At 41.2% G+C, this 20,252-nt stretch carries 18 protein-coding genes; 10 read left to right on the top strand and 8 right to left on the bottom strand.

Going from position 1 to position 20,252, the window contains the following annotated elements:
* Positions 1–4 precede the first annotated feature (4 nt).
* From MF4642_RS05105 to MF4642_RS05070, 8 genes are all read left to right on the top strand, one after another.
* Positions 5–844: a hypothetical protein gene (locus MF4642_RS05105; protein WP_078425513.1), complete on the top strand. Its 840-nt coding sequence runs from the start codon at positions 5–7 to the stop codon at positions 842–844.
* A 447-nt stretch (positions 845–1,291) separates the two neighbouring features.
* On the top strand, positions 1,292–5,767 hold the full coding sequence (gltB, locus tag MF4642_RS05100; RefSeq protein WP_171262496.1) for a glutamate synthase large subunit: 4,476 nt from the start codon (positions 1,292–1,294) through the stop codon (positions 5,765–5,767).
* 72 nt (positions 5,768–5,839) lie between these two features.
* Positions 5,840–7,261, top strand: a complete 1,422-nt coding sequence (locus MF4642_RS05095; protein WP_005401346.1) for an FAD-dependent oxidoreductase — start codon at positions 5,840–5,842, stop codon at positions 7,259–7,261.
* 222 nt (positions 7,262–7,483) lie between these two features.
* The gene (locus tag MF4642_RS05090; protein ID WP_078425511.1) at positions 7,484–8,341 is read left to right on the top strand and encodes a metal-dependent hydrolase; all 858 of its coding nucleotides are present in this window, start codon (positions 7,484–7,486) and stop codon (positions 8,339–8,341) included.
* 171 nt (positions 8,342–8,512) lie between these two features.
* Positions 8,513–9,103 (top strand): LemA family protein, encoded by a 591-nt coding sequence (locus MF4642_RS05085; protein WP_078425510.1) that lies wholly within the window; start codon positions 8,513–8,515, stop codon positions 9,101–9,103.
* A 37-nt stretch (positions 9,104–9,140) separates the two neighbouring features.
* Entirely contained in the window at positions 9,141–10,214 is a 1,074-nt protein-coding gene (locus tag MF4642_RS05080) for a TPM domain-containing protein (RefSeq protein ID WP_078425509.1), read from the top strand.
* Positions 10,208–10,768 (top strand): TPM domain-containing protein, encoded by a 561-nt coding sequence (locus tag MF4642_RS05075; RefSeq protein ID WP_078425508.1) that lies wholly within the window; start codon positions 10,208–10,210, stop codon positions 10,766–10,768. The genes MF4642_RS05080 and MF4642_RS05075 overlap by 7 nt, the downstream gene beginning before the upstream one ends.
* A gap of 194 nt (positions 10,769–10,962) precedes the next feature.
* Positions 10,963–11,388, top strand: coding sequence for a pilin (locus MF4642_RS05070; RefSeq protein WP_078425507.1), 426 nt, complete (start codon positions 10,963–10,965; stop codon positions 11,386–11,388).
* Between the two features lie 82 nt (positions 11,389–11,470).
* Here MF4642_RS05070 and MF4642_RS05065 read toward each other — a convergent pair whose 3' ends face one another.
* Positions 11,471–11,890 carry a pilin gene (locus MF4642_RS05065; RefSeq protein ID WP_227518518.1) on the bottom strand — a complete coding sequence of 140 codons (420 nt, stop codon included), beginning with the start codon at positions 11,888–11,890 and terminating at the stop codon, positions 11,471–11,473.
* A 157-nt stretch (positions 11,891–12,047) separates the two neighbouring features.
* Positions 12,048–13,427 (bottom strand): O-antigen ligase family protein, encoded by a 1,380-nt coding sequence (locus tag MF4642_RS05060; RefSeq protein WP_078425506.1) that lies wholly within the window; start codon positions 13,425–13,427, stop codon positions 12,048–12,050.
* A gap of 54 nt (positions 13,428–13,481) precedes the next feature.
* Here MF4642_RS05060 and tfpZ point away from each other — a divergent pair, with 54 nt between their 5' ends.
* Entirely contained in the window at positions 13,482–14,228 is a 747-nt protein-coding gene (gene tfpZ / locus MF4642_RS05055) for a TfpX/TfpZ family type IV pilin accessory protein (protein ID WP_227518517.1), read from the top strand.
* Between the two features lie 58 nt (positions 14,229–14,286).
* On the opposite strand, the gene bfr is transcribed toward tfpZ, so the two are convergent.
* From bfr to gmk, 6 genes are all read right to left on the bottom strand, one after another.
* Positions 14,287–14,751, bottom strand: coding sequence for a heteropolymeric bacterioferritin subunit Bfr (gene bfr / locus MF4642_RS05050; RefSeq protein ID WP_058870405.1), 465 nt, complete (start codon positions 14,749–14,751; stop codon positions 14,287–14,289).
* Positions 14,752–15,005: 254 nt separating this feature from the next.
* Positions 15,006–15,200: a bacterioferritin-associated ferredoxin gene (locus tag MF4642_RS05045; protein WP_010327639.1), complete on the bottom strand. Its 195-nt coding sequence runs from the start codon at positions 15,198–15,200 to the stop codon at positions 15,006–15,008.
* Positions 15,201–15,354: 154 nt separating this feature from the next.
* The gene (locus MF4642_RS05040) at positions 15,355–15,738 is read right to left on the bottom strand and encodes a RidA family protein (protein ID WP_004691470.1); all 384 of its coding nucleotides are present in this window, start codon (positions 15,736–15,738) and stop codon (positions 15,355–15,357) included.
* Between the two features lie 69 nt (positions 15,739–15,807).
* Positions 15,808–17,907 (bottom strand): RelA/SpoT family protein, encoded by a 2,100-nt coding sequence (locus MF4642_RS05035; RefSeq protein WP_078425505.1) that lies wholly within the window; start codon positions 17,905–17,907, stop codon positions 15,808–15,810.
* Between the two features lie 223 nt (positions 17,908–18,130).
* Complete coding sequence (rpoZ, locus tag MF4642_RS05030; protein WP_078425504.1) at positions 18,131–18,412, bottom strand: DNA-directed RNA polymerase subunit omega; 282 nt, start codon at positions 18,410–18,412, stop codon at positions 18,131–18,133.
* 77 nt (positions 18,413–18,489) lie between these two features.
* Entirely contained in the window at positions 18,490–19,113 is a 624-nt protein-coding gene (gene gmk, locus MF4642_RS05025) for a guanylate kinase (protein ID WP_005401338.1), read from the bottom strand.
* Between the two features lie 134 nt (positions 19,114–19,247).
* Here gmk and ispH point away from each other — a divergent pair, with 134 nt between their 5' ends.
* Positions 19,248–20,198: a 4-hydroxy-3-methylbut-2-enyl diphosphate reductase gene (gene ispH / locus MF4642_RS05020; protein ID WP_078425503.1), complete on the top strand. Its 951-nt coding sequence runs from the start codon at positions 19,248–19,250 to the stop codon at positions 20,196–20,198.
* The last annotated feature ends 54 nt before the right edge of the window (positions 20,199–20,252 follow it).

Here is a 20,252-nt window from a genome sequence, read left to right as displayed (position 1 = left end):
TATTATGGCAACAACCCTTCGAACCCAGTGGCAGACAAAGCAAAATTATATTTGGCTTGCATTCGGAGGGGTATGCTTGTTTGGCGCCATAGTCTTTTGGGCCATTACAGATCAAGAGACTGTGGTTGAAGTTGAAAAAAAGGCTGAATCTGAAGTTGAGTTACAAATTCAGCCAGAAAAAGTCGCAACAACCGCACATTTAGGCTCATTCCTCGATGAAGTAAAACCTTTGGATATGACGACACGTGTTGTAGCAATCGCGCAGCATGAAGCTGAATTCCGTGGGACCAAATTTATTCAGGAAAATAAAAAGAACAGTACGGTTGAACTGTTTAGAGTCTCAGAAGAAGCGATTATTAAGCGCTTTTTGCAAAGGCAATCTGATCGTCAAGCGTTTAGTTACCTAAGGCTGACGGGTGAAAACCAAATTGAGCAATATGTGCTGATCTATGGTGTATATAAAAATGCCAATGAGGCGCAAAAGGTATTGGCGGACTTAAAGCTGACGTTGCCGAAGTCGGTGAAACCCAAAGTTGAAAAAATTGAAAGTTATGCTGAATATGTCAATGACCTAGGTTCTGATGAACTTGGACTTAGCAATAAGCTCTATGCTGTGCAGTTGAAACCAGCCGCTGTCCCCGTGATTGATGAAGCTACCCTTGCTGCGCGTCAACAAGCGGCACGTGCGGCAGTCGCACAAAATAAACAATCGACCACATCGACAACGGTTACTCGTCGTGATGCAGATGGAAATGTGGTTGATGTGCAAAAGTCACAAACGACCGTAGAGAATGCGCCACAAAATAAAACAAATGAACCTGAAGTGACCGACCCATTTAATTAAAATTGGTTCATTATGGCGCATCAAAAAATGTAAATTTCATATACGCACAAATATAGTGCAATAAATGGATTGTCTTCGAACTAATTTTTTACGTAAAAAACACAAACCTAATAAAACTAAAGCGCTTAACACACAAAATAAATAATTGGCATAAAACTTGCTTTAATGGTGCATGAATTGAGTTGATGTCACTGTTTTGGCGCAAAAAAGATTCGATTTATGAGCGAAATAGTAGCGGCCAAGTGCCTTAAAAAAGTGCGTGACTGCTGCATACATTTTTTCAATTAAGACATGCATAAAGACGAAAATCAGTCTATCTTGGGTGTGAAGAAAAAATGCTGTACTTCAATCAGAATCTGAATATGAGTCAATTGAACGAATCGGCAAGAAGTAATTAGATTGTTAGACGCCCGACAGGGCCTGTAGAAAGAAGGGTACGCTATGCACATGCCATCGCCTAATACTGTAGCTCCCGCTCAAGGTTTATACCAACCGGATGAGTTTAAAGATAACTGTGGTTTTGGTTTAATCGCCCATATGCAGGGTGATGCAAGCCATGATCTTGTCAAGACTGCTATGCACAGTCTGAGCTGTATGACCCACCGCGGTGGTATTGCTGCAGATGGTAAGACAGGGGATGGTTGCGGTTTACTCTTAGCAATGCCAAAACAGTTTTTCCGCGAAGAAGCGAAAAAACTCAGTGATATTACACTCAGTGAAGTTTTTGCTGTCGGTACGGTGTTTTTAAGCCTCGATCCAGCAATTGCAGCACATGCAAAACAAATTCTAAGTAAAGAAATTGAATCTGAAGGCTGTCGAGTCTTGGCGTGGCGTGTGATCCCGACCAATAACGATGCTTTGGGTTCGATTGCGATGCAGTCACTTCCTGCATTTGAACAAATTATTGTGAACTGCCCAATGGGTGTATCTGAAGTTGAGTTTAACCGTAAACTTTTCTTGGCACGCCGCCGTGCAGAACAACAGCTCAGCAATGACTCATCATTTTATGTAACTACACTATGTTCAACAGTGATTAGCTATAAAGGCTTGATGATGCCTGAAGCAATTGCTGACTTCTACACAGACTTGGCAGACCCACGTCTTGAGTCACATATTGTGGTGTTCCACCAACGTTTCTCGACCAATACTTTGCCGCGTTGGCCTTTGGCACAGCCATTCCGTTATCTTGCGCACAATGGTGAAATTAATACCATTACTGCGAACCGTAACTGGGCGATGGCGCGTACGCCAAAGTTTGAAAACCCATTATTGCCTGGTTTAACTGAGCTCAACCCAATCGTGAACCGTACTGGCTCGGATTCTTCAAGCTTAGACAACATGCTTGAAATTCTTGTGGGCGGTGGTATGGATTTGTTCCGTGCATTGCGTATGTTGGTTCCGCCAGCATGGCAGAACGTGGAAACTTTAGATGCCGATTTACGTGCATTCTATGAGTTTAACTCGAAGCATATGGAGGCGTGGGATGGCCCTGCAGGTCTAGTGATTCAAGATGGTCGTCATGCAATTTGTATGTTGGACCGTAATGGTTTACGTCCAGCACGTTGGGTGATTACCAAAAACGGTTACATCACACTGGCGTCTGAAATTGGTGTATGGGGCTACGAGCCTGAAGACGTGATTTCTAAAGGTCGTGTCGGTCCAGGTCAAATTCTGGTGATTGATACTTTCACAGGTAAAATGCTCGACACTAAAGATGTCAGCACGCATTTGAAAAAAATGCGTCCTTACCGTGAATGGTTACGTGAAAACTCAGTTCGTGTACAAGGTAGTCCAGAGCTTGAAGAATATTTATGTGATCAAGGCTTAAAAGGCGACGACCTTAAAGCATCACAAAAAATGTTTATGGTGACCTTTGAAGAGCGTGACCAATTGCTTCGCCCAATCGCTGAAAGCGGTCAGGAAGCAGTGGGTTCAATGGGTGATGATACACCAATGGCAGTTTTGTCTCGCCAAGTACGTCATGTGTCGGATTACTTCCGTCAACAGTTTGCTCAGGTCACTAACCCACCAATCGACCCATTACGTGAATCGATTGTAATGTCATTGGAAACGTGTTTAGGCCGTGAGCAAAACGTTTTTGAACAAAGCCCTGAGCATGCGGATCGTTTGATCATTTCAAGCCCAGTATTGTCAAATTCGAAAATGCATCAAATCCGTACGCTGGGTCGTAAGGGTTATGAAATTGCAGATATCGATTTAAATTATGCTGAAAATGAAGGGCTAGAAGCTGCAATTGCGCGTATCTGTGAAGAAGCAGCGCAAGCGATTCGTGATGGCAAAACCTTATTGGTGTTGTCTGATAAGAAAATTCGTCAAGGTTTCTTGCCTGCAAATGCATTGATGGCAACAGGTGCTATACATCACTATTTAATTAATGTTGGTTTACGTACTGATGCCAACATTATTGTTGAAACAGCATTGGCGCGTGATCCACACCAATTTGCGGTTATTCTCGGATTTGGTGCAACTGCAATTTATCCTTACCTTGCTTATGATGTGATCAATGACTTGGTTGCAAAAGGTGAGCTATTGGGTGACCCAATCCAAGCGCAAGTGAATTTCCGTAAAGGCATTGAAAAAGGCTTGTTAAAAGTCCTTTCAAAAATGGGTATTTCTACGGTGGCCTCTTACCGTGGTGGTCAGTTGTTTGAAGCGGTGGGTCTGTCTGAAGAAGTGGTTTCAAAATGCTTCACGGGTGTACCGAGCCGTATCAAAGGTGCAACCTTTGTTGACCTTGAAAATGACCAAAAGAAATTGGCTGATACCGCATGGAAAACACGTAAACCAATCGATCAAGGTGGTTTGCTGAAATTTGTCTTCGACAAGGAATACCATGCATTCAACCCAGATGTGATCAATGCTTTGCATAAATCAGTGCGTTCTGGTCAATATGCAGACTTTAAAGAATATGCTGAGCTGGTGAATAACCGTCCAGTGGCAACAATTCGCGACCTATTAAAGTTAAAAACAGACAACTCGATTGCTCTAGATCAAGTGGAGTCTGTAGAAGCGATTTTACCGCGCTTTGACTCTGCAGGCATGTCTTTGGGGGCGTTGTCTCCTGAGGCACATGAAGCAATTGCCATTGCGATGAACACCATTGGTGGCCGTTCAAACTCGGGTGAGGGCGGTGAAGATCCAGCGCGTTATGGCACGATTCGTAACTCGAAAATCAAACAGATTGCATCAGGTCGTTTTGGTGTAACACCTGCGTATTTAACCTCTGCTGAAGTCTTGCAGATTAAAGTAGCGCAAGGGGCTAAACCGGGTGAAGGTGGTCAATTACCAGGGGGTAAAGTGAATGGCTTAATTGCACGTTTACGTTATTCAGTACCGGGTGTGACCCTAATTTCTCCACCACCACACCATGACATTTACTCGATTGAAGATTTGTCACAATTGATCTTTGACTTAAAACAAGTCAATCCTCAGGCGATGGTTTCAGTGAAACTGGTGTCTGAGCCGGGTGTAGGAACGATTGCTGCAGGTGTGGCAAAAGCCTATGCTGACTTCATTACCATTTCAGGTTATGACGGTGGTACAGCAGCTTCTCCATTGTCTTCAATTCACCATGCAGGTTCGCCTTGGGAGTTGGGTCTTTCTGAAGCGCATCAAGCACTTCGTGTCAATGACCTGCGCGGTAAAGTTCGTGTTCAAACCGATGGTGGCTTGAAAACCGGTCTAGACGTGGTAAAAGCTGCGATTTTAGGTGCAGAAAGCTTTGGCTTTGGTTCTACACCAATGATTGCTTTAGGTTGTAAATACCTGCGTATTTGTCACCTGAATAACTGTGCAACGGGTGTTGCAACTCAACAAGATCATTTACGTCAAGAACATTATATTGGTGAGCCACAAATGCTCATTAACTTCTTCACCTTCATTGCTGAAGAAACACGTGAGTGGTTGGCAGCGTTGGGTGTTTCGAGTTTAAAAGACTTGATTGGTCGTACAGACTTGCTTGAAATGCTTCCAGGTGAAACGGAGAAACATGCGCACCTTGATTTGAGTGCATTACTGGAGTCACATCCTTCTGCGCAAGGTAAGGCGCAGTACTGCGAAGTTGAAGGTAACGCACCGTTTGATAAAGGCTTGCTTGCTGAGAAAATGGTGGCAGAAATGTTGCCAGCAATTGAAGCTGGGACCACTGGTGAATATCACTTCACCATTGGCAACTGTGATCGTTCAATTGGAGCACGTATTTCAGGTGAGATTGCGCGTCGTTATGGCAACCTCAGCATGGAAGCGCACCCAGTGAAGATGAACTTGGTGGGTACTGCGGGTCAATCTCTCGGCGTTTGGAACGCAGGTGGTTTGCACATTCGATTAGAAGGCGATGCGAACGACTACGTGGGTAAAGGCATGGCAGGTGGTCGTGTGTCGATCTTCCCACCAAAAGGATCACCTTTCCAAACCCAAGAAACGGCAATCATTGGTAACACTTGTTTATACGGTGCAACGGGCGGTAAATTGTTTGCGGCAGGTACAGCTGGTGAACGTTTCGCGGTACGTAACTCAGGTGCTTTTGCCGTGATTGAAGGTGCGGGCGATCACTGCTGTGAATATATGACGGGCGGTATCGTGACCGTACTTGGTAAAGTGGGTCATAACTTCGGTGCAGGTATGACAGGCGGTTTTGCTTACGTTCTTGACCTTGATAATGACTTCGTTGATCATTACAACCACGAGCTAATTGAGCTGAATCGTATTTCGACTGAATCGATGGAAGAACATAAAGAGTTCTTAAGCCGTATCTTAGATGAACACATTGCTGAGACTGGTAGTGCTTGGGCGTACAAGATCCGTAACGAGTTTGATTTCTACAGTCGTAAATTCTGGTTGGTGAAACCGAAAGCTGCCAACTTACAGACTTTGTTGAAAACCACTCAAGCTGATCCACAATAATTCCACTACTGCTGATACATAGGCAGGTGCAGACGATAGATAAACGGGCTGCACCTACCCACGGAGAGAGACATGGCAGAGCGCCTAAACAATGACTTTCAATTTCTGGATGTAGCACGCCAAGATCCAGAGAAAAAAGAGATTCAGGTCCGCAAAGCAGAGTTTGTGGAAATTTATAAACCTTTTACAGCGGAAGTGGCAGCAAATCAGACCCACCGTTGTTTAGGGTGTGGTAACCCATATTGTGAATGGAAATGTCCAGTACATAACTACATTCCAAACTGGTTAAAGTTGATTGCTGAAGGCCGTATTTTCCAAGCAGCAGAGCTGTGTCACCAAACCAACACGTTGCCAGAAGTGTGTGGTCGTGTTTGTCCGCAAGACCGTTTATGTGAAGGGGCTTGTACCTTAAATGATGGTTTTGGTGCAGTGACGATTGGTAACGCTGAAAAATATATCAATGACACTGCGTTTGCACTGGGCTGGCGTCCAGATATGTCTTCAGTAAAGTGGACAGATAAAAAAGTCGCGATCATTGGTGCAGGCCCTGCGGGTCTAGGCTGTGCTGATATTTTGGTGCGTAGCGGGGTTAAACCTGTAGTATTCGACAAACGCCCTGAAATTGGTGGTCTACTGACTTTTGGTATTCCAGAATTTAAAATGGAAAAAGATGTGATGAAGCGTCGCCGTGAAATCTTCACGGGCATGGGCGTGGAATTCCGTTTAAATACTGAAATTGGTACAGATGTCACCATCGATCAATTGCTTACTGAATACGATGCGGTGTTCATGGGTATGGGTACTTATACCTACATGAAAGGTGGCTTCGCAGGTGAAGATTTAAATGGTGTCTATGATGCCTTGGATTTCTTGATTGCCAATGTCAACCGTACTCAAGGTTGGGAAAAAGACCCAAGCGAATACATTAGTGTTGAAGGTAAAAAGGTGATCGTTCTTGGCGGTGGTGACACAGCAATGGACTGTAACCGTACTTCGATTCGTCAGGGTGCGGAAGTGGTGAGCTGTGCATACCGTCGTGATGAAGAAAACATGCCAGGTTCGCGTCGTGAAGTGCAAAATGCCAAAGAAGAAGGTGTGAACTTCTTGTTTAACCGTCAACCGATTGAAATCGTCGGTGAAAATGGCAAAGTTACGGGCGTGAAAGTGGTTACGACTCAACTTGGCGAGCCTGATAGCCGTGGTCGTCGCAGTCCAGAACCAATTCCGGGTTCAGAAGAAATTTTACCTGCAGATGCAGTGTTATTGGCTTTTGGTTTCCGTACCAGCCCTGCAGATTGGTTTACAAATGTGAATATTAACCTTGATGGTTCAGGTCGTGTGGTTGCAGCTGAACAGCAAACCTATAAATTCCAAACCTCAAATCCGAAAATCTTTGCGGGTGGTGATATGGTTCGTGGTTCAGACCTTGTTGTCACAGCAATTTGGGAAGGCCGTCAAGCGGCTGAAGGTATTTTGGATTATTTAGACATTTAATCTAAATCGTCCAACACAAAAACCCGCTTCGGCGGGTTTTTTATGATCACTATTTGTCTGAGATGATATGAAAGAGGTGGATCGGGATAAATCGAAAGAGATCTGGTGGTAAGTCTTGTAAAAATGGGCGAATCTGCAAACGCACTAAGCATTTTTGCCATATGTGTCGCATTGATAAATCCAGATACTGAAGATCGCTCGGTTAAATGTTAGGAAATAGACATGACTCAAGTGACGACAGAAAAGCTATATCAACATCGTCCAAAAGCTCAGGGTATGACAATTCGACGTTTGCAATTCAACCCCAAAGCCATTCGGAGGCATTATTTTGCCAATTCACCAGTCATGTCGCATTTACTGACGGCATTGTCTTCAACTTTTCCCATCGGTGAGCAGTTCTTTGTGTATAGCGTGCGCAATGTACGTGACCAAGTGAAGGATGACAATCTGCAAGCGCAGATTGCGGCATTTATTGGTCAAGAGGCGATGCATTCTCAAGCACACACGGCATTTAATGCTGCATGGCGCCGTGATGATTATAATCTTGACCGTTTTCAGGCATGGTTGGCGCGTAAAGATGATGATGTGAAAAATCTGCATCCTAAAATTCAGCTCGCAATCACCTGCGCTTTTGAGCATTTTACGGCACTGCTAGGCGGCTATATTTTAAGGCATCCTGAGGTATTGAGTACCTTGGATGATGATGCGGTTAAACTCTGGGTGTGGCATGCCATTGAAGAAATTGAGCATCGTGTGGTTGCCTTTGATGTTTATCAAGATGTGTATGGTGATGACAAGATTCGCCGTTTAATTATGCGCAGTGTAACGACAGGTTTCGCCAGTTTAACTTTTTACTCGGCCAGTCGATTATTTTTACAAGACCACAAAAAGAGTATACCTAAATTGGGTGGGAATCTCTTTGGATTGTATTTGCTGGCGAAGATGTTTGTGCAATTGCTGCCAGAATATCTGTCTTACTACAAAACCAACTTTCATCCCTCAGATATTGATTACACACAGTTGTTGAAATACTGGAAAACCCGTTTGGCAGAAGATTATCAACTAGAAGGTTTTCAGTAGGAGTTGCACGCGGTTGTTTAATGTTAAGTATAAGAAATGAGCAATAAAGACCGAGTAAAGATCACTCGGCTTTTTCACTTTTAGATGCTTTAACTAAAAGCAACAAAAGGATAATCAAATGTGTTTACAATCAGGTTATTGCAATAAATACAAAAGAAAGAGGATAGCTGAATGAATTTTATGAAAAAAACTGCTGTCGTTGTTACCCTTACGAGCACGTTAACGCTATCGGGCTGTGGTTATAATACCTTACAGGTTAAAGATGAGGCGGTTACAGCTGCGTGGTCGGAAGTACAAAACCAATATCAACGCCGCGCAGATTTGGTGCCGAATTTGGTGAATGTAGTGAAGGGCTATGCTAAGCATGAAGAGCAAGTCCTAACTGAGGTCACACAGGCTCGTGCCAATGTGGCAGGTTTAAAAGTCGATAAAGAAGTATTAGAAGACCCTGCATTATTCCAAAAATATCAAGAAGCGCAGGCGCAAATGACAGGTGCATTGTCGCGTTTAATTGCGGTCTCAGAAAACTATCCAGACTTAAAAGCCAATGAGCAATTCCGTGATTTACAGGTTCAACTCGAAGGTACCGAAAACCGTATTGCTGTGGCGCGTAATCGCTACATTAGTACAGTACAAGACTTTAACTCCTATGCACGTCAGTTCCCACAAGTCATGACTGCGAAGGTGATTGGGATGGATACCAAACCAAACTTTAGTGCAGAGCAAAGCGCGCAAAAAGTGCCAACAGTATCATTTAACTAGCTGTGACTTAAAGTAATCAGAACCATAGGGTGAATGAATGATAGGACAGCAACAGTTCGTACGCTTTTCATATAAATGGGTGCTTGCATTCATTTTATCAGGATTGTCGTGTCTAAGTTCGTTAACATGGGCAGAGGTTGCTACAGCGACAGATGGTGCTGCGGAAACAGTCGTTGCTGGAAAAATTATTCAAGGTCAGCAAGCAGCGAGTTCTAATAATGTAAGCTCTACCAATGCTGATGCCGTGTCACAACCACCTATTGCCAATGATATGGCAGAAGGTGAATCGATACGGGTGTTACCAACCTTAAATGAACCAGTGATCGATCAAGCACATATTTTAAGTGCTGAAGATAAGCAAGCCATTGACCAAAAAATTCGTGCCTTGCATGACACAGGAAAAGCCCAAATAGGCGTGGTGATTGTCCCGACCACAGGTCAAGAGGATATTTTTGGTTTTGCCATGCGTATTGCAGATCAATGGCAGCTCGGTTCAGCAAAGCAGGACAACGGTTTGCTGATCGCAATTGCCGTTAATGACCGGCGTATGCAGATTCTTACGGGCTATGGTTTGGAAGGAGTCATTCCTGACATTATTGCGAATCGCATTATTAACCAACAAATCACACCATATTTTAAACAAGCTCAGTATGCCCAAGGGATCAATGCAGGGCTTACTGAAATTGAACGTATTCTAAATCTTGATCCTGAAGTTGCAGCCCAAGCGGCGCAAGAACTACAAGAACGTCAAGACCAAGCCACTCGGGAACAAGAGGCCAAAAGTAAAACGTTGAGTACGGCTTTAGTTATCTTAATTGCAGGCGCAATTGGCTCTTTGGTGGTGGGGAGGCGTTTAAGTGCCTCGACGGCTGCAGTTGCAGGAACCGTGGCAGGCTTGGTGAATGGAGCAGGCTTAATCACCAGCTTACTGATTGGTGGTGGGATTTTCTTTTTACTCATCACGACCTTAGCCCAAACGATTTTTCAGCTCTTTCTCTCTTCTGGCGGCGGAGGTGGTCGCGGAGGTCGTGGCGGCGGCGGTTTTGGTGGAGGTGGATATAGTGGCGGGGGCGGCGGCTTCGGCGGTGGAGGAGCATCAGGGTCATGGTAACAACAACTGAAACGACGGACATCGTCACTAAACCAAAGCTAGATGACGTTGTGCAACCCAGTTTTAAACGTTGGCTAAAGCATTTATTACACATGCCAGCGAGTAAACGCTTTTTTAATCAGCAAGATCAACATGCGATTGCGCAAGCGGTAGCTGCTGCTGAACATGGGCACATTGGGGAAATTCAAGTGGTGATAGAAGGGCACATGCCTGCACGAGAAGCCTATTATTTAGATACTCGTGGACGTGCGAAACGGCTTTTTGCTGAGCTGGGTGTTTGGGATACCGAGTTGAATAGCGGTATTTTGCTGTACTTAAACTTGTGCGAACGCAAAGTTGAAATTGTTATTGACCGTGGGATTCGACAAGCCACCACACAGCAAGTGTGGGATGAGGTTTGCCAGAGCATTATTGAAAAAATGGCACAGCGAGAGTATCGGCTGGCTTTAACCGATGGTGTTACACAAATCGGGAGTATTTTGGATCAATTCTATGCCAATCAATTAGACGATAACGCTGATGAATTGAGCAATTCGCCAATTATGTTGAACTAGAAAGAGGGAAACTGACAATATTTGTCAGTTTTTTACATAAAAATACAATGACAAAAAATAAATTTTTAAATAGTGAAATAAAGTGCTGTTTTTTATTTGAAAATAAATATAATAAAAGTTGGCATAATACATGCTAATTACAAAGCAGCTTAAAAAGCTTATAAAAAATTAACAAAACATTTGTGGAGAATGTTATGAAATCAGTTCAAAAGGGTTTCACCCTTATCGAGCTAATGATCGTTGTTGCGATTATCGGTATTCTTGCAGCGATTGCGATTCCTGCTTATCAAGATTATATTGCGAAATCACAAGCTACTTCAGGCTTAGCTGAGATTTCTCCAGCTAAGACACAGTACGAAGTGCTTGTAAATGAAGGTAAAACTGATGCTGCAGACTATACAGCTACAGCAGTTGGTATAAAAAGTTCAGATCGTTGTACTGTAACAGTGGCAGAACCAGGTGCGGATGGCTCTAAAACAGGTGCAATCACTTGTGCGCTAAAAGGTTCTCCAAAAGTCTCTTCTGGAACTTTGAGCCTTAACCGTACAGCAGCTGGTGCTTGGACATGTTCTGTAACAGGAACCTTGGATCCTAAATATAAGCCAGGTACTTGTTCATAATTTCTGAAATTATAAAAAAAAGAGAGCTAAGGCTCTCTTTTTTTTTGGTAGAATTTAATTGATTTAAAAGTAAATATATAGATTAAATACAAGATGTTGGTAAATATTTATTTTGAATATCAATACTTTGACAGGAAAAGTGACCATTGGTATTACGTGAGAAATAGATTTCAGCTAAATTCCCTAACCCATTTTTATTTTTGAGCTTACAACTAATAGCCTTATTTGCGACACCTAAGGTATCTGGAGCTGTAACACTAATCGTGCAAAAGTGTGTAGAGCTTTGCAAGCTGATATCTTCAGCAGTTGTAATGGTTAAATAGTTATGATTTGCATTAATTTCGTAGGAGGCTATACCTTCTGAAATCTCATAAAAAGCTGAGTTAATGCGACTCTTAATCATATAGCTTTGATATAAATTAATTGATATTGCCGCAAGTATACTAATAATAGCAACAGTAATTATGAGTTCAATTAATGTAAATCCCATGTTTATTTTCATTGAAATCCTCCTTCATTATATGAAACAGAGCAACAACAATACCAAACATATTTTAATATAAATCAATGTGTTGTGTTTTAGAGATTATATCTGACATAAAAAAATTGTCAGAAGTTGTCAATAATTGCAAATTAATATGAGCAAAATGTTAGTTTCATTATTTATGTAAATTGGATATAGGTAATAGATGTATAGCCCGCCCTTGATCCCAAAAATTAGGAGCACCGAAATCATCAATACTTATACATGTATAGCATAATATATCTTGCCCATGAATATACAATAGGGCAATTAATGATAAGTATGAAATAATGGCCCATAGTTTTTTGTTATATTGAAAATAACTCGTTGGTTCTGAAATAGTATAAACTTTTAAAAAGCTTAGTAAAAAAGCTATAAATGTAAGGCTGATAATTTGGCTTACTGGGTATACGAAACTTCCAGAAAGTAAACTATTAGAGAAAATAGCAATTGCTCCTGCGATAAGGAAGATGGGGATATTTTTACGTTGCTTATAGATTGCTTGTATGATGGGAATTAAGCTTAATATGAGAATAAAGATTGCAATACCCCATTCTGATAGTGATTTTAGAAAAAAGTTGTGCGGGTGAGTTGGTAATAGAAACGGTGTATGTAACATAAAGTTATTTCCACCAACGCCAAGGATAGGGTGTTCAAACCAAAGATGTACAGCTTTTTCCCATAAATCGAGCCTTCCACTACTGGTAATGCGGTTAATAGATGGGCCTATCGCTTCAGAAAATGAGAGGTGATAGAGATTAAATATGACTAAAGCCAAAATAAGAGAAATGATCGGAAGTTTTAAAAATTTACGTTGATGATTGGGTGTAAATATTAAACTGATACAGAGACCAATAAAAATAGATAGTAAGCAGGCACGTGCACCATGAAATAGAAAACTTAAGACGTAAATAGTGGACACAATATATAAGCAACTTTTTAATAGCTTATTTTTTTGGAAGTCAAAATTAGAATAAATTGGCTGTAGCCAAATGAGAAATAAACATGGAAGTAAAGCATCATCCAACATTCTAATATTCGTAAAGGATTGAGTCCAAACACCATCTCCTCCTTGTAGTCGATTAACTAGCGCAAGTGGTAAGAAAATAAGGCTCAACATTGGTAAAAATGCAATAGATGTAGCAATGTTTTTGGAAAGTTTGGAGTATTTTTTTATTAAAAATGAATAAATTAAAGTAAAGTTGATGAGCAAAAAAATTAAACTGGCTTCTGCGATCGCACGATCAAAGGCTGTGGAGAAGCTTATGGTTAATATTGCTAAGAACGATATTGAAATGATTGAAATAAAGGTTAATAAATGCGCTTTTCTTGATTCTGTAAGATATTGATTTTTAATTAAAAAATGAGAAAAAGAAAAAATAAATAAAATAAGTATTTCATAAATACGCCATGCATCATAGGGATAGCTGGTCCAATAAATACTTAAGCTGGAATAGGCAATGAAGCAAAAAAAAGGAATAAGAATGAGTAATATCTTGGAGAGATAATTTTGCATTGAAGTATAATTTTAAAAATTTTACATATTGTAAACAAAGTGAAGGGAAAGTAAATGATGGATACGCTTCAACTATTTCGTGAAAAGTTTAATGCATTTTTAATACATATATTCGTATCAGTTTTAATTCTATCTATCGTTTTTTTGATTGTATATTTTGTGTTATACCCTTACCCGCTACTGACAGCTACAGGTGGTAAAGAGGTTTTATTAATTATGGTCATGATTGATATTGTTCTAGGTCCTTTGCTTACTTTTATTGTATACAGAAAATATAAAAAGACACTCAAGTTTGACTTGGCTATCATTGGTTTGATTCAACTTATTGCATTGATATATGGCTTATCCAGCATGGTTTTGGCAAAACCATGCTGGATTGTTTTTAATCAAAATAAATTTGAGCTTATTCAATGTAGTCAGATTGTGGGAGATACTGGGAAATCAGACTACCAGTTAGCTCTGTTTGAGCGTCCTATTTTTAGAGCTGTAATGTTGTCTCAGGATCCTAAGCTAAAGTCGGAACAAGTCTTTGATGAAGTTTTGAGTGGTATATCTCTAGCGCAGCGACCAGAAAATTATGTAGACTTATCTAAAGTCACAGAAAAAATACAAGAGCAGGCTCAAAGTGTAATGCTGTTAAAACAATATAATAATGCAAAACAAGTAGATCGTATTTTATCAAAATATCCACAAGCAACTGGTTTTGTTCCTCTAAAAGCCAATGCTGTTGATATGACAGTTTTAATCAATAAAGACAAAGGCGAAGTAGTAAAAATCGTCGATCTTCGACCTTGGAAGTAAACCTAAAACTATAATAAAAAACCTGCATATGCAGGTTTTTTTAAATGATAGAAAAGTCCTAAATTTGACTCTGAATATAGTTCTCTACACCTACGGTTTCAACTAGATCGAGTTGTGTCGTCGTCCAGTCCAACCACTCTTCTTCTTTTTCTAAAATCTCTTGAACAAGATCTCGAGTGACATAGTCCAGCTGTTCTTCGGCAAGCTTAACAGCGGCTTGAATGGATTCAATGTTTTCTTTGACTTTACGGATATCACAGTTTAGAACTTCAACAGTATGTTGACCGATGTAGAGTTTACCCAAGTGTTGTAGGTTTGGTAGACCTTCTAAAAAAAGAATGCGCTCAATAATTTTGTCAGCATGCTTCATTTGACGGATTGACTCTTTATATTCAGCTGAACCGAGTTGCTCAATGCCCCAGTCATTAAACATACGAGAGTGTAGGAAATTTTGGTTAATGGCAGTTAAATGATGATAAAGCACCTGATTTAACTGATTAATTACATCACGATTGCCCTTCATGAGAAAGCTCCATTCAAACTGCTGCTTAAAAATAATATCAATAACTTATGAGAAATATCTTAAACAACAAAGTGGAGTTTGGCGAGTAATTTATAGAACAGCAAATGAAAATCGCAATCAAAAGCATACGAGGTGGAAATTTAATTTTTAGACATTTAAAAAAAGAAAACCCGCCTAGAGTCATAAGCGGGGGAAGAACTACTCATAAAGAGTAAGTTTATAATTATGGTTATTCTAAAAAACGAATCAAATATCTAGGCAGCAATGGCTAAGCGTGAGGCAATGGCAGATACTTCGGCACTGATGATTGAGCGTGCTTCCGGTGCACAGCGACCACAGCATGTTCCGAGATCGAGCATCTCGCGAACTTCGCGATAACTGCCCGCACCATTTTCAACAGCGTCTTTAATATCTTGATCTGTAATACCACGGCATAAGCACACGTACATTTCAGCAAGCCACATGAAAGAAATAAGATAAGTGATATTATTGATAATTGTTATCGTTTGTCAATAAAAATCATTTGAAATCTTGGTTGTCTTTATTGAGATTTTGGATGAAAAAAAGCCACTCAATCGGTGGCTTTTTCTTAAAAAATATAACTTATTGATTAATAATTACAATACCATCCATCTCAACTAATGCATTTTTGGGTAGGCTTGCCACACCGAGTGCTGCGCGTGCTGGGTAAGGTTGTGCGAAATATTCACCCATAATTTGGTTGACCAACTGGAAGTTTGAAAGATCGGTTAAGAAAATATTCAACTTCGCGATATCTGCCAACGTTCCACCAGCAGCTTCGCAGACAGCTTTTAAATTATCAAAAACACGGCGAATTTGTGCTTCGATGCCTTCAACCAACTCCATACTGTATGGGTCTAAACCGATCTGACCAGAAAGGTAAAGTGTATTGCCAACTAAGATTGCTTGCGAATAAGTGCCGATCGCAGCAGGGGCATTTTCAGTATGAATTACTTGGCGGGACATCGTGTTCTCCTATTATATTCACCATCAATCATAGCCTAGATTGGCATTAAAATGTGTGGATTTAAACAATTAACTCGCAATCGATGTTTCCGCAATGCTCACTGGTTGAGCCAATCGACTGATACGTGGGAAGCCAAAATGCATGCGTAGATCGCGAATGATTTTTGCAATTTGCTTACGGTTGTGTACCACAACATTGACATAAGTCTTGTCGTCTTGATTACGTACCATTTCGACCCCGATTTTTTCTTTACGACATTGGTAAATCAGGTCGGAAATTTGTTCGTCATCCATGGCCATGTTAATCAATAAATATGCAGTGAAACTAATTTCTTCTTCATTCTCATTGGTCCATTGCAACGGCATGATGTTTTCAGGGTGTAGATGTTGTTCATGCAGCAGATTGTGGCAACGTGCACGATGCACAATAAGGCCGCGGCGTGATAAATGTCCTTGAATTGGGTCACCCAACACGGGGTTACAGCAATGTGCGTATTTGACATCGACACCTTCAGTACCTTGAATGAGTCGGTCAGATTCCTGTGCACTTTGGTCATGCGCAAACAAATGATTTGCGACCAACTGCGGCAGTAAATCGCCCACGGCAATTTGCTCAAAGAGTTGGTCTTTATTTTCGATATGTCGCCACTGTAAAAGCTCTAACCAGTCTGATTCGGTTAAATCTTTAATGGATACATTAAATAGTTTTAAAGCACGATTTAAAGCTTGTTGTCCAACGAGGCGTTGTTCTTCGATGTCTTGCTCACGCAGTATATTTTGTAGGGCACGGCGGGCTTTTTGTGTATTGACGAAGCTGAGCCAATCCGGGTTTGGAGTGGCCAAGACATCGGTTATAATTTCAATCACCTGACCACTGTGCAATGGCGTAGAAAGTGGTTTGGTTTCCCCATTGATTTTCGCACCTACCGCATGGTTCCCTAAAAATAAGCTAGCAGAGTAGGCAAAATCGACTACCGTTGCACCTTGTGGTAACTCGTGTAGATGACCTTGTGGTGTATACACCCAAATTTTCTCTTGGTGTAAATAATCGAGCAGTTCGCTAAAAGTGGTTTTGGCACAGGCACCATCGATCAAGACATTTAAGTTCTGCATCGAGGCTTGAATCGCAGAGCGGCAAGCTTGCGGAGCACTGTCGCCTAGGACCACACCAAAACGCGCAGCTTTACGCATCAGTTCGGTTTGAATGGTGACTGATAAGGTTGTGTTTTCACCTTTTAAGCGCAGCAGCAGTGATTGGTTACCACCTGGGAGTGGTTTACGAATATGGTCTGCAAAATGTAAAACTTGAAAACTCTCTCGCAACACATCGGCTAAGCGGTCACAGTCAGCAATGCTATTTAGAATAATTTCAAAGGCATGACTATGCGTAAGTTCATGCAGATCAATGTCATTTTTTACAAAGTGGCGTAGCAGTTCGATATTGTTATTTTTCTTTTTAATTCGACCTGAAATTTGATGGGCTTTTAATAGTTCGGTCAGATTGTTTTCCCATTTGCTTTGATATTCACAGCGTTTGGGTTTGGTTTGCAGGAGGGCTTCTTGGACATTGTTATACATGTCGAGATCAAGGTTTTGATAACACAAATGTTCGAGGTTATCGCCCATCTCATTCATACCAACAATACGTGCCATCGGGACAAAAATATCAAAGGTTTCTTGGGCAATACGCGCACGCTTATCGGGGCGTAGTGCATCCAAGGTAGTCATATTGTGATAGCGATCAGCCAGTTTAATAATAATGACACGTGGGTCTTGTAGTGTGGCTTGCAGAATTTTTCGGAAAGAAGCGGCTTTGTTATATTCTTTATCGCTGGATTGGCTGAGTTTGGTGACGCCATCGACCAGTTCTGCGACGGTTTTGCCAAATTTTTCTGCTATATCTTCTTTGCTAAAATCTGTGTCTTCAATGACATCATGTAAAAGTGCCGCCATCAGGGTTTCGGCATCTAGACGCATATGCGCTAAAATACAACTTACCGCAATCGGGTGTAAAATATAGGGTTCGCCACTTTTACGGGTAATACCATCATGGGCAATATCCGCATAATCACAGGCCGCAAGCACTCGCTCGACGTCGCTTTCAGTTAAGTAAGCATCGATAATAGTTTTGAGCTGTTGTTTAGCTTGGCTGACCGTTGGGCCTGGCATAAAACACCTTTAAGACGTAGCAATGACAAGAAAATTTTACAGATCCTCTAATGAAAAACATATTGCATCAGTTGTCAATTTATTCATTGAGAGAAAAGCAAAAAAGACACACCTAAACCACGATGAATCCTATCTTCTAGTTATAACGTGTATTGCACAAATATAAAAGTTATCCAATAAAAAAGCCTAGTTAAAAACTAGGCTTTTAAACGATAAATTTTTCTTATTGGAAAGAAAAATTATCTAAATTCAAATTGTTTGCAGACAGTGCAAGATCAAGACTTGAAGTTTGGTAGTCTTGTTCACGTTGTTTCAAAATATCTTTAGAAACATGACCAGCTGCAATTTCACGTAATGCAACTACAGTCGGTTTGTCATTGTCCCACTCAACAGTAGGTTCAATGCCTTGACGTGCCAATTGACGCGCGCGTTTGCTTGCCACTAGTACAAGCTCAAAGCGGTTGTCTACATGGTCTAAACAATCTTCAACGGTTACGCGTGCCATAAGAGTTCTCGTTACAAAGGCTAAAATTAAATAGACTGTGCAGTATAAGGTGCTTTGTCTGTAGACTCAAGTTTTAATCACTTTTCAACTGGGGTGATCAGCTCAGAAATCATTTTCTGATGACGGCTCGCTTGCTGCGTAATGACTAAACGATTGGCAATAATCACAGACTCAAGATCGTGCAATGCCTTATTAAAATCATCATTAATAATGACATAGTCGAAGTTAACATATTGTTGCATGTCTTCAACTGCACAGCCTAAACGCCGCTCAATCACTTCAACCGAGTCTGTGCCACGGTTAGACAGACGTTGACGCAGATCAAACTGGCTTGGTGGTAAAATGAAAATTTGTTTAGAGTCAGGAAAAAGCTTACGAACTTGCTGTGCGCCTTGCCAGTCAATTTCCAGTAGGACATCATGACCTTTCGCCAGTTGTTCTTTTACGGTGGCTTGAGCTGTGCCGTAGTAATTACCAAAGACTTCGGCATATTCAATAAAACCACCTTGTTCAACCAAGGCCAAAAATGAGTCTTTTTCGGTAAAATGGTAATGTACACCATCAAGTTCGCCGGGACGTTGCCCACGTGTAGTATGAGAAACAGAAACGTGAAGATTCGTTACACGGTCAAGGAGGGCTTTTACGAGGGATGTTTTGCCTGTTCCTGAAGCTGCAGAAACGACAAACAAGAGACCCGACATGATATTTTTCCTGATATGATAAAATATCTTCTCTATTTTAGAGCAGACAAGGTTTAAACGAAATAGCAAGGCGTCACTTTGTTTGCATTTATTTTATTAGTTTCCGCTGATTGAAAAGTGGTATCGAGGAACATATGGAAATTGTATTGGCCAATCCACGTGGTTTTTGTGCAGGTGTTGACCGTGCGATTGCCATCGTAAATCGTGCGCTTGAGTGTTTTAATCCACCCATTTATGTACGACATGAAGTGGTACACAATAAATTTGTCGTAGACGATTTACGTCAACGTGGCGCAATTTTTGTCGATGAATTGGATGAAGTACCTGATGACAATATTGTAATTTTTAGTGCGCATGGGGTCTCTAAAGCGGTACAAATCGAAGCCGAACGTCGTGGTTTAAAGGTTTTTGATGCAACTTGTCCATTGGTGACCAAGGTTCATATTGAAGTTACAAAATATGCCCGTGAGGGGGTTGAGGCTATCTTAATTGGTCATGAAGGCCACCCTGAAGTTGAAGGTACCATGGGGCAATATGACCTGAAAAATGGTGGTGCGATTTATTTGGTTGAAGATGAGCAAGACGTGGCTGAGCTTCAAGTGCATCATCCTGAGCGCGTGGCTTTTGTTACTCAAACCACCTTATCGATCGACGATACTGCAAAAGTGATTGATGCGTTACGCGCGAAATTTCCTGAGATTCAAGGGCCGCGTAAAGATGACATTTGTTATGCGACTCAAAACCGTCAAGATGCGGTGCGTGATTTAGCAACCCAATGTGATGTGGTATTGGTGGTCGGTTCACCAAACTCATCGAATTCGAATCGTTTACGAGAATTGGCCGAGCGAATGGGTAAAGCCGCTTATTTGGTCGATAATGCAGATGAACTTCAACAAGCGTGGTTTGAAAATATCGCCAAGGTTGGCGTCACAGCGGGTGCATCTGCACCTGAAATTTTAATTAAGCAAGTGATTAAACGATTACAAGACTGGGGTGCAACACCACCAAAAGAGCTTGCTGGAACGGAAGAAAATATTACCTTTAGTTTGCCAAAAGAGTTACGTATTGCGGTAACTCAAGCCTAAAAGGTGGATTGGTTAACATTCTAATTTTATTGAAAAATTGACAGATGATTGTAA

This window comes from Acinetobacter sp. MF4642 (assembly GCF_002018925.1).
In the GTDB taxonomy this organism is placed as follows: domain Bacteria; phylum Pseudomonadota; class Gammaproteobacteria; order Pseudomonadales; family Moraxellaceae; genus Acinetobacter; species Acinetobacter johnsonii.
The sequence above is the reverse complement of the archived record's forward strand: the minus strand, read 5'-3'. Positions and strand labels throughout refer to the sequence as shown.

Bases quoted from the DNA above. Each gene is read 5' to 3' on its own strand.
- MF4642_RS05105 (WP_078425513.1), top strand. From the start codon at position 5: ATGGCAACAACCCTTCGAACCCAGTGGCAGACAAAGCAAAATTATATT.
- gltB (WP_171262496.1), top strand. From the start codon at position 1,292: ATGCCATCGCCTAATACTGTAGCTCCCGCTCAAGGTTTATACCAACCG.
- MF4642_RS05095 (WP_005401346.1), top strand. From the start codon at position 5,840: ATGGCAGAGCGCCTAAACAATGACTTTCAATTTCTGGATGTAGCACGC.
- MF4642_RS05090 (WP_078425511.1), top strand. From the start codon at position 7,484: ATGACTCAAGTGACGACAGAAAAGCTATATCAACATCGTCCAAAAGCT.
- MF4642_RS05085 (WP_078425510.1), top strand. From the start codon at position 8,513: ATGAATTTTATGAAAAAAACTGCTGTCGTTGTTACCCTTACGAGCACG.
- MF4642_RS05080 (WP_078425509.1), top strand. From the start codon at position 9,141: ATGATAGGACAGCAACAGTTCGTACGCTTTTCATATAAATGGGTGCTT.
- MF4642_RS05075 (WP_078425508.1), top strand. From the start codon at position 10,208: ATGGTAACAACAACTGAAACGACGGACATCGTCACTAAACCAAAGCTA.
- MF4642_RS05070 (WP_078425507.1), top strand. From the start codon at position 10,963: ATGAAATCAGTTCAAAAGGGTTTCACCCTTATCGAGCTAATGATCGTT.
- MF4642_RS05065 (WP_227518518.1), bottom strand. From the start codon at position 11,890: ATGAAAATAAACATGGGATTTACATTAATTGAACTCATAATTACTGTT.
- MF4642_RS05060 (WP_078425506.1), bottom strand. From the start codon at position 13,427: ATGCAAAATTATCTCTCCAAGATATTACTCATTCTTATTCCTTTTTTT.
- tfpZ (WP_227518517.1), top strand. From the start codon at position 13,482: ATGATGGATACGCTTCAACTATTTCGTGAAAAGTTTAATGCATTTTTA.
- bfr (WP_058870405.1), bottom strand. From the start codon at position 14,751: ATGAAGGGCAATCGTGATGTAATTAATCAGTTAAATCAGGTGCTTTAT.
- MF4642_RS05045 (WP_010327639.1), bottom strand. From the start codon at position 15,200: ATGTACGTGTGCTTATGCCGTGGTATTACAGATCAAGATATTAAAGAC.
- MF4642_RS05040 (WP_004691470.1), bottom strand. From the start codon at position 15,738: ATGTCCCGCCAAGTAATTCATACTGAAAATGCCCCTGCTGCGATCGGC.
- MF4642_RS05035 (WP_078425505.1), bottom strand. From the start codon at position 17,907: ATGCCAGGCCCAACGGTCAGCCAAGCTAAACAACAGCTCAAAACTATT.
- rpoZ (WP_078425504.1), bottom strand. From the start codon at position 18,412: ATGGCACGCGTAACCGTTGAAGATTGTTTAGACCATGTAGACAACCGC.
- gmk (WP_005401338.1), bottom strand. From the start codon at position 19,113: ATGTCGGGTCTCTTGTTTGTCGTTTCTGCAGCTTCAGGAACAGGCAAA.
- ispH (WP_078425503.1), top strand. From the start codon at position 19,248: ATGGAAATTGTATTGGCCAATCCACGTGGTTTTTGTGCAGGTGTTGAC.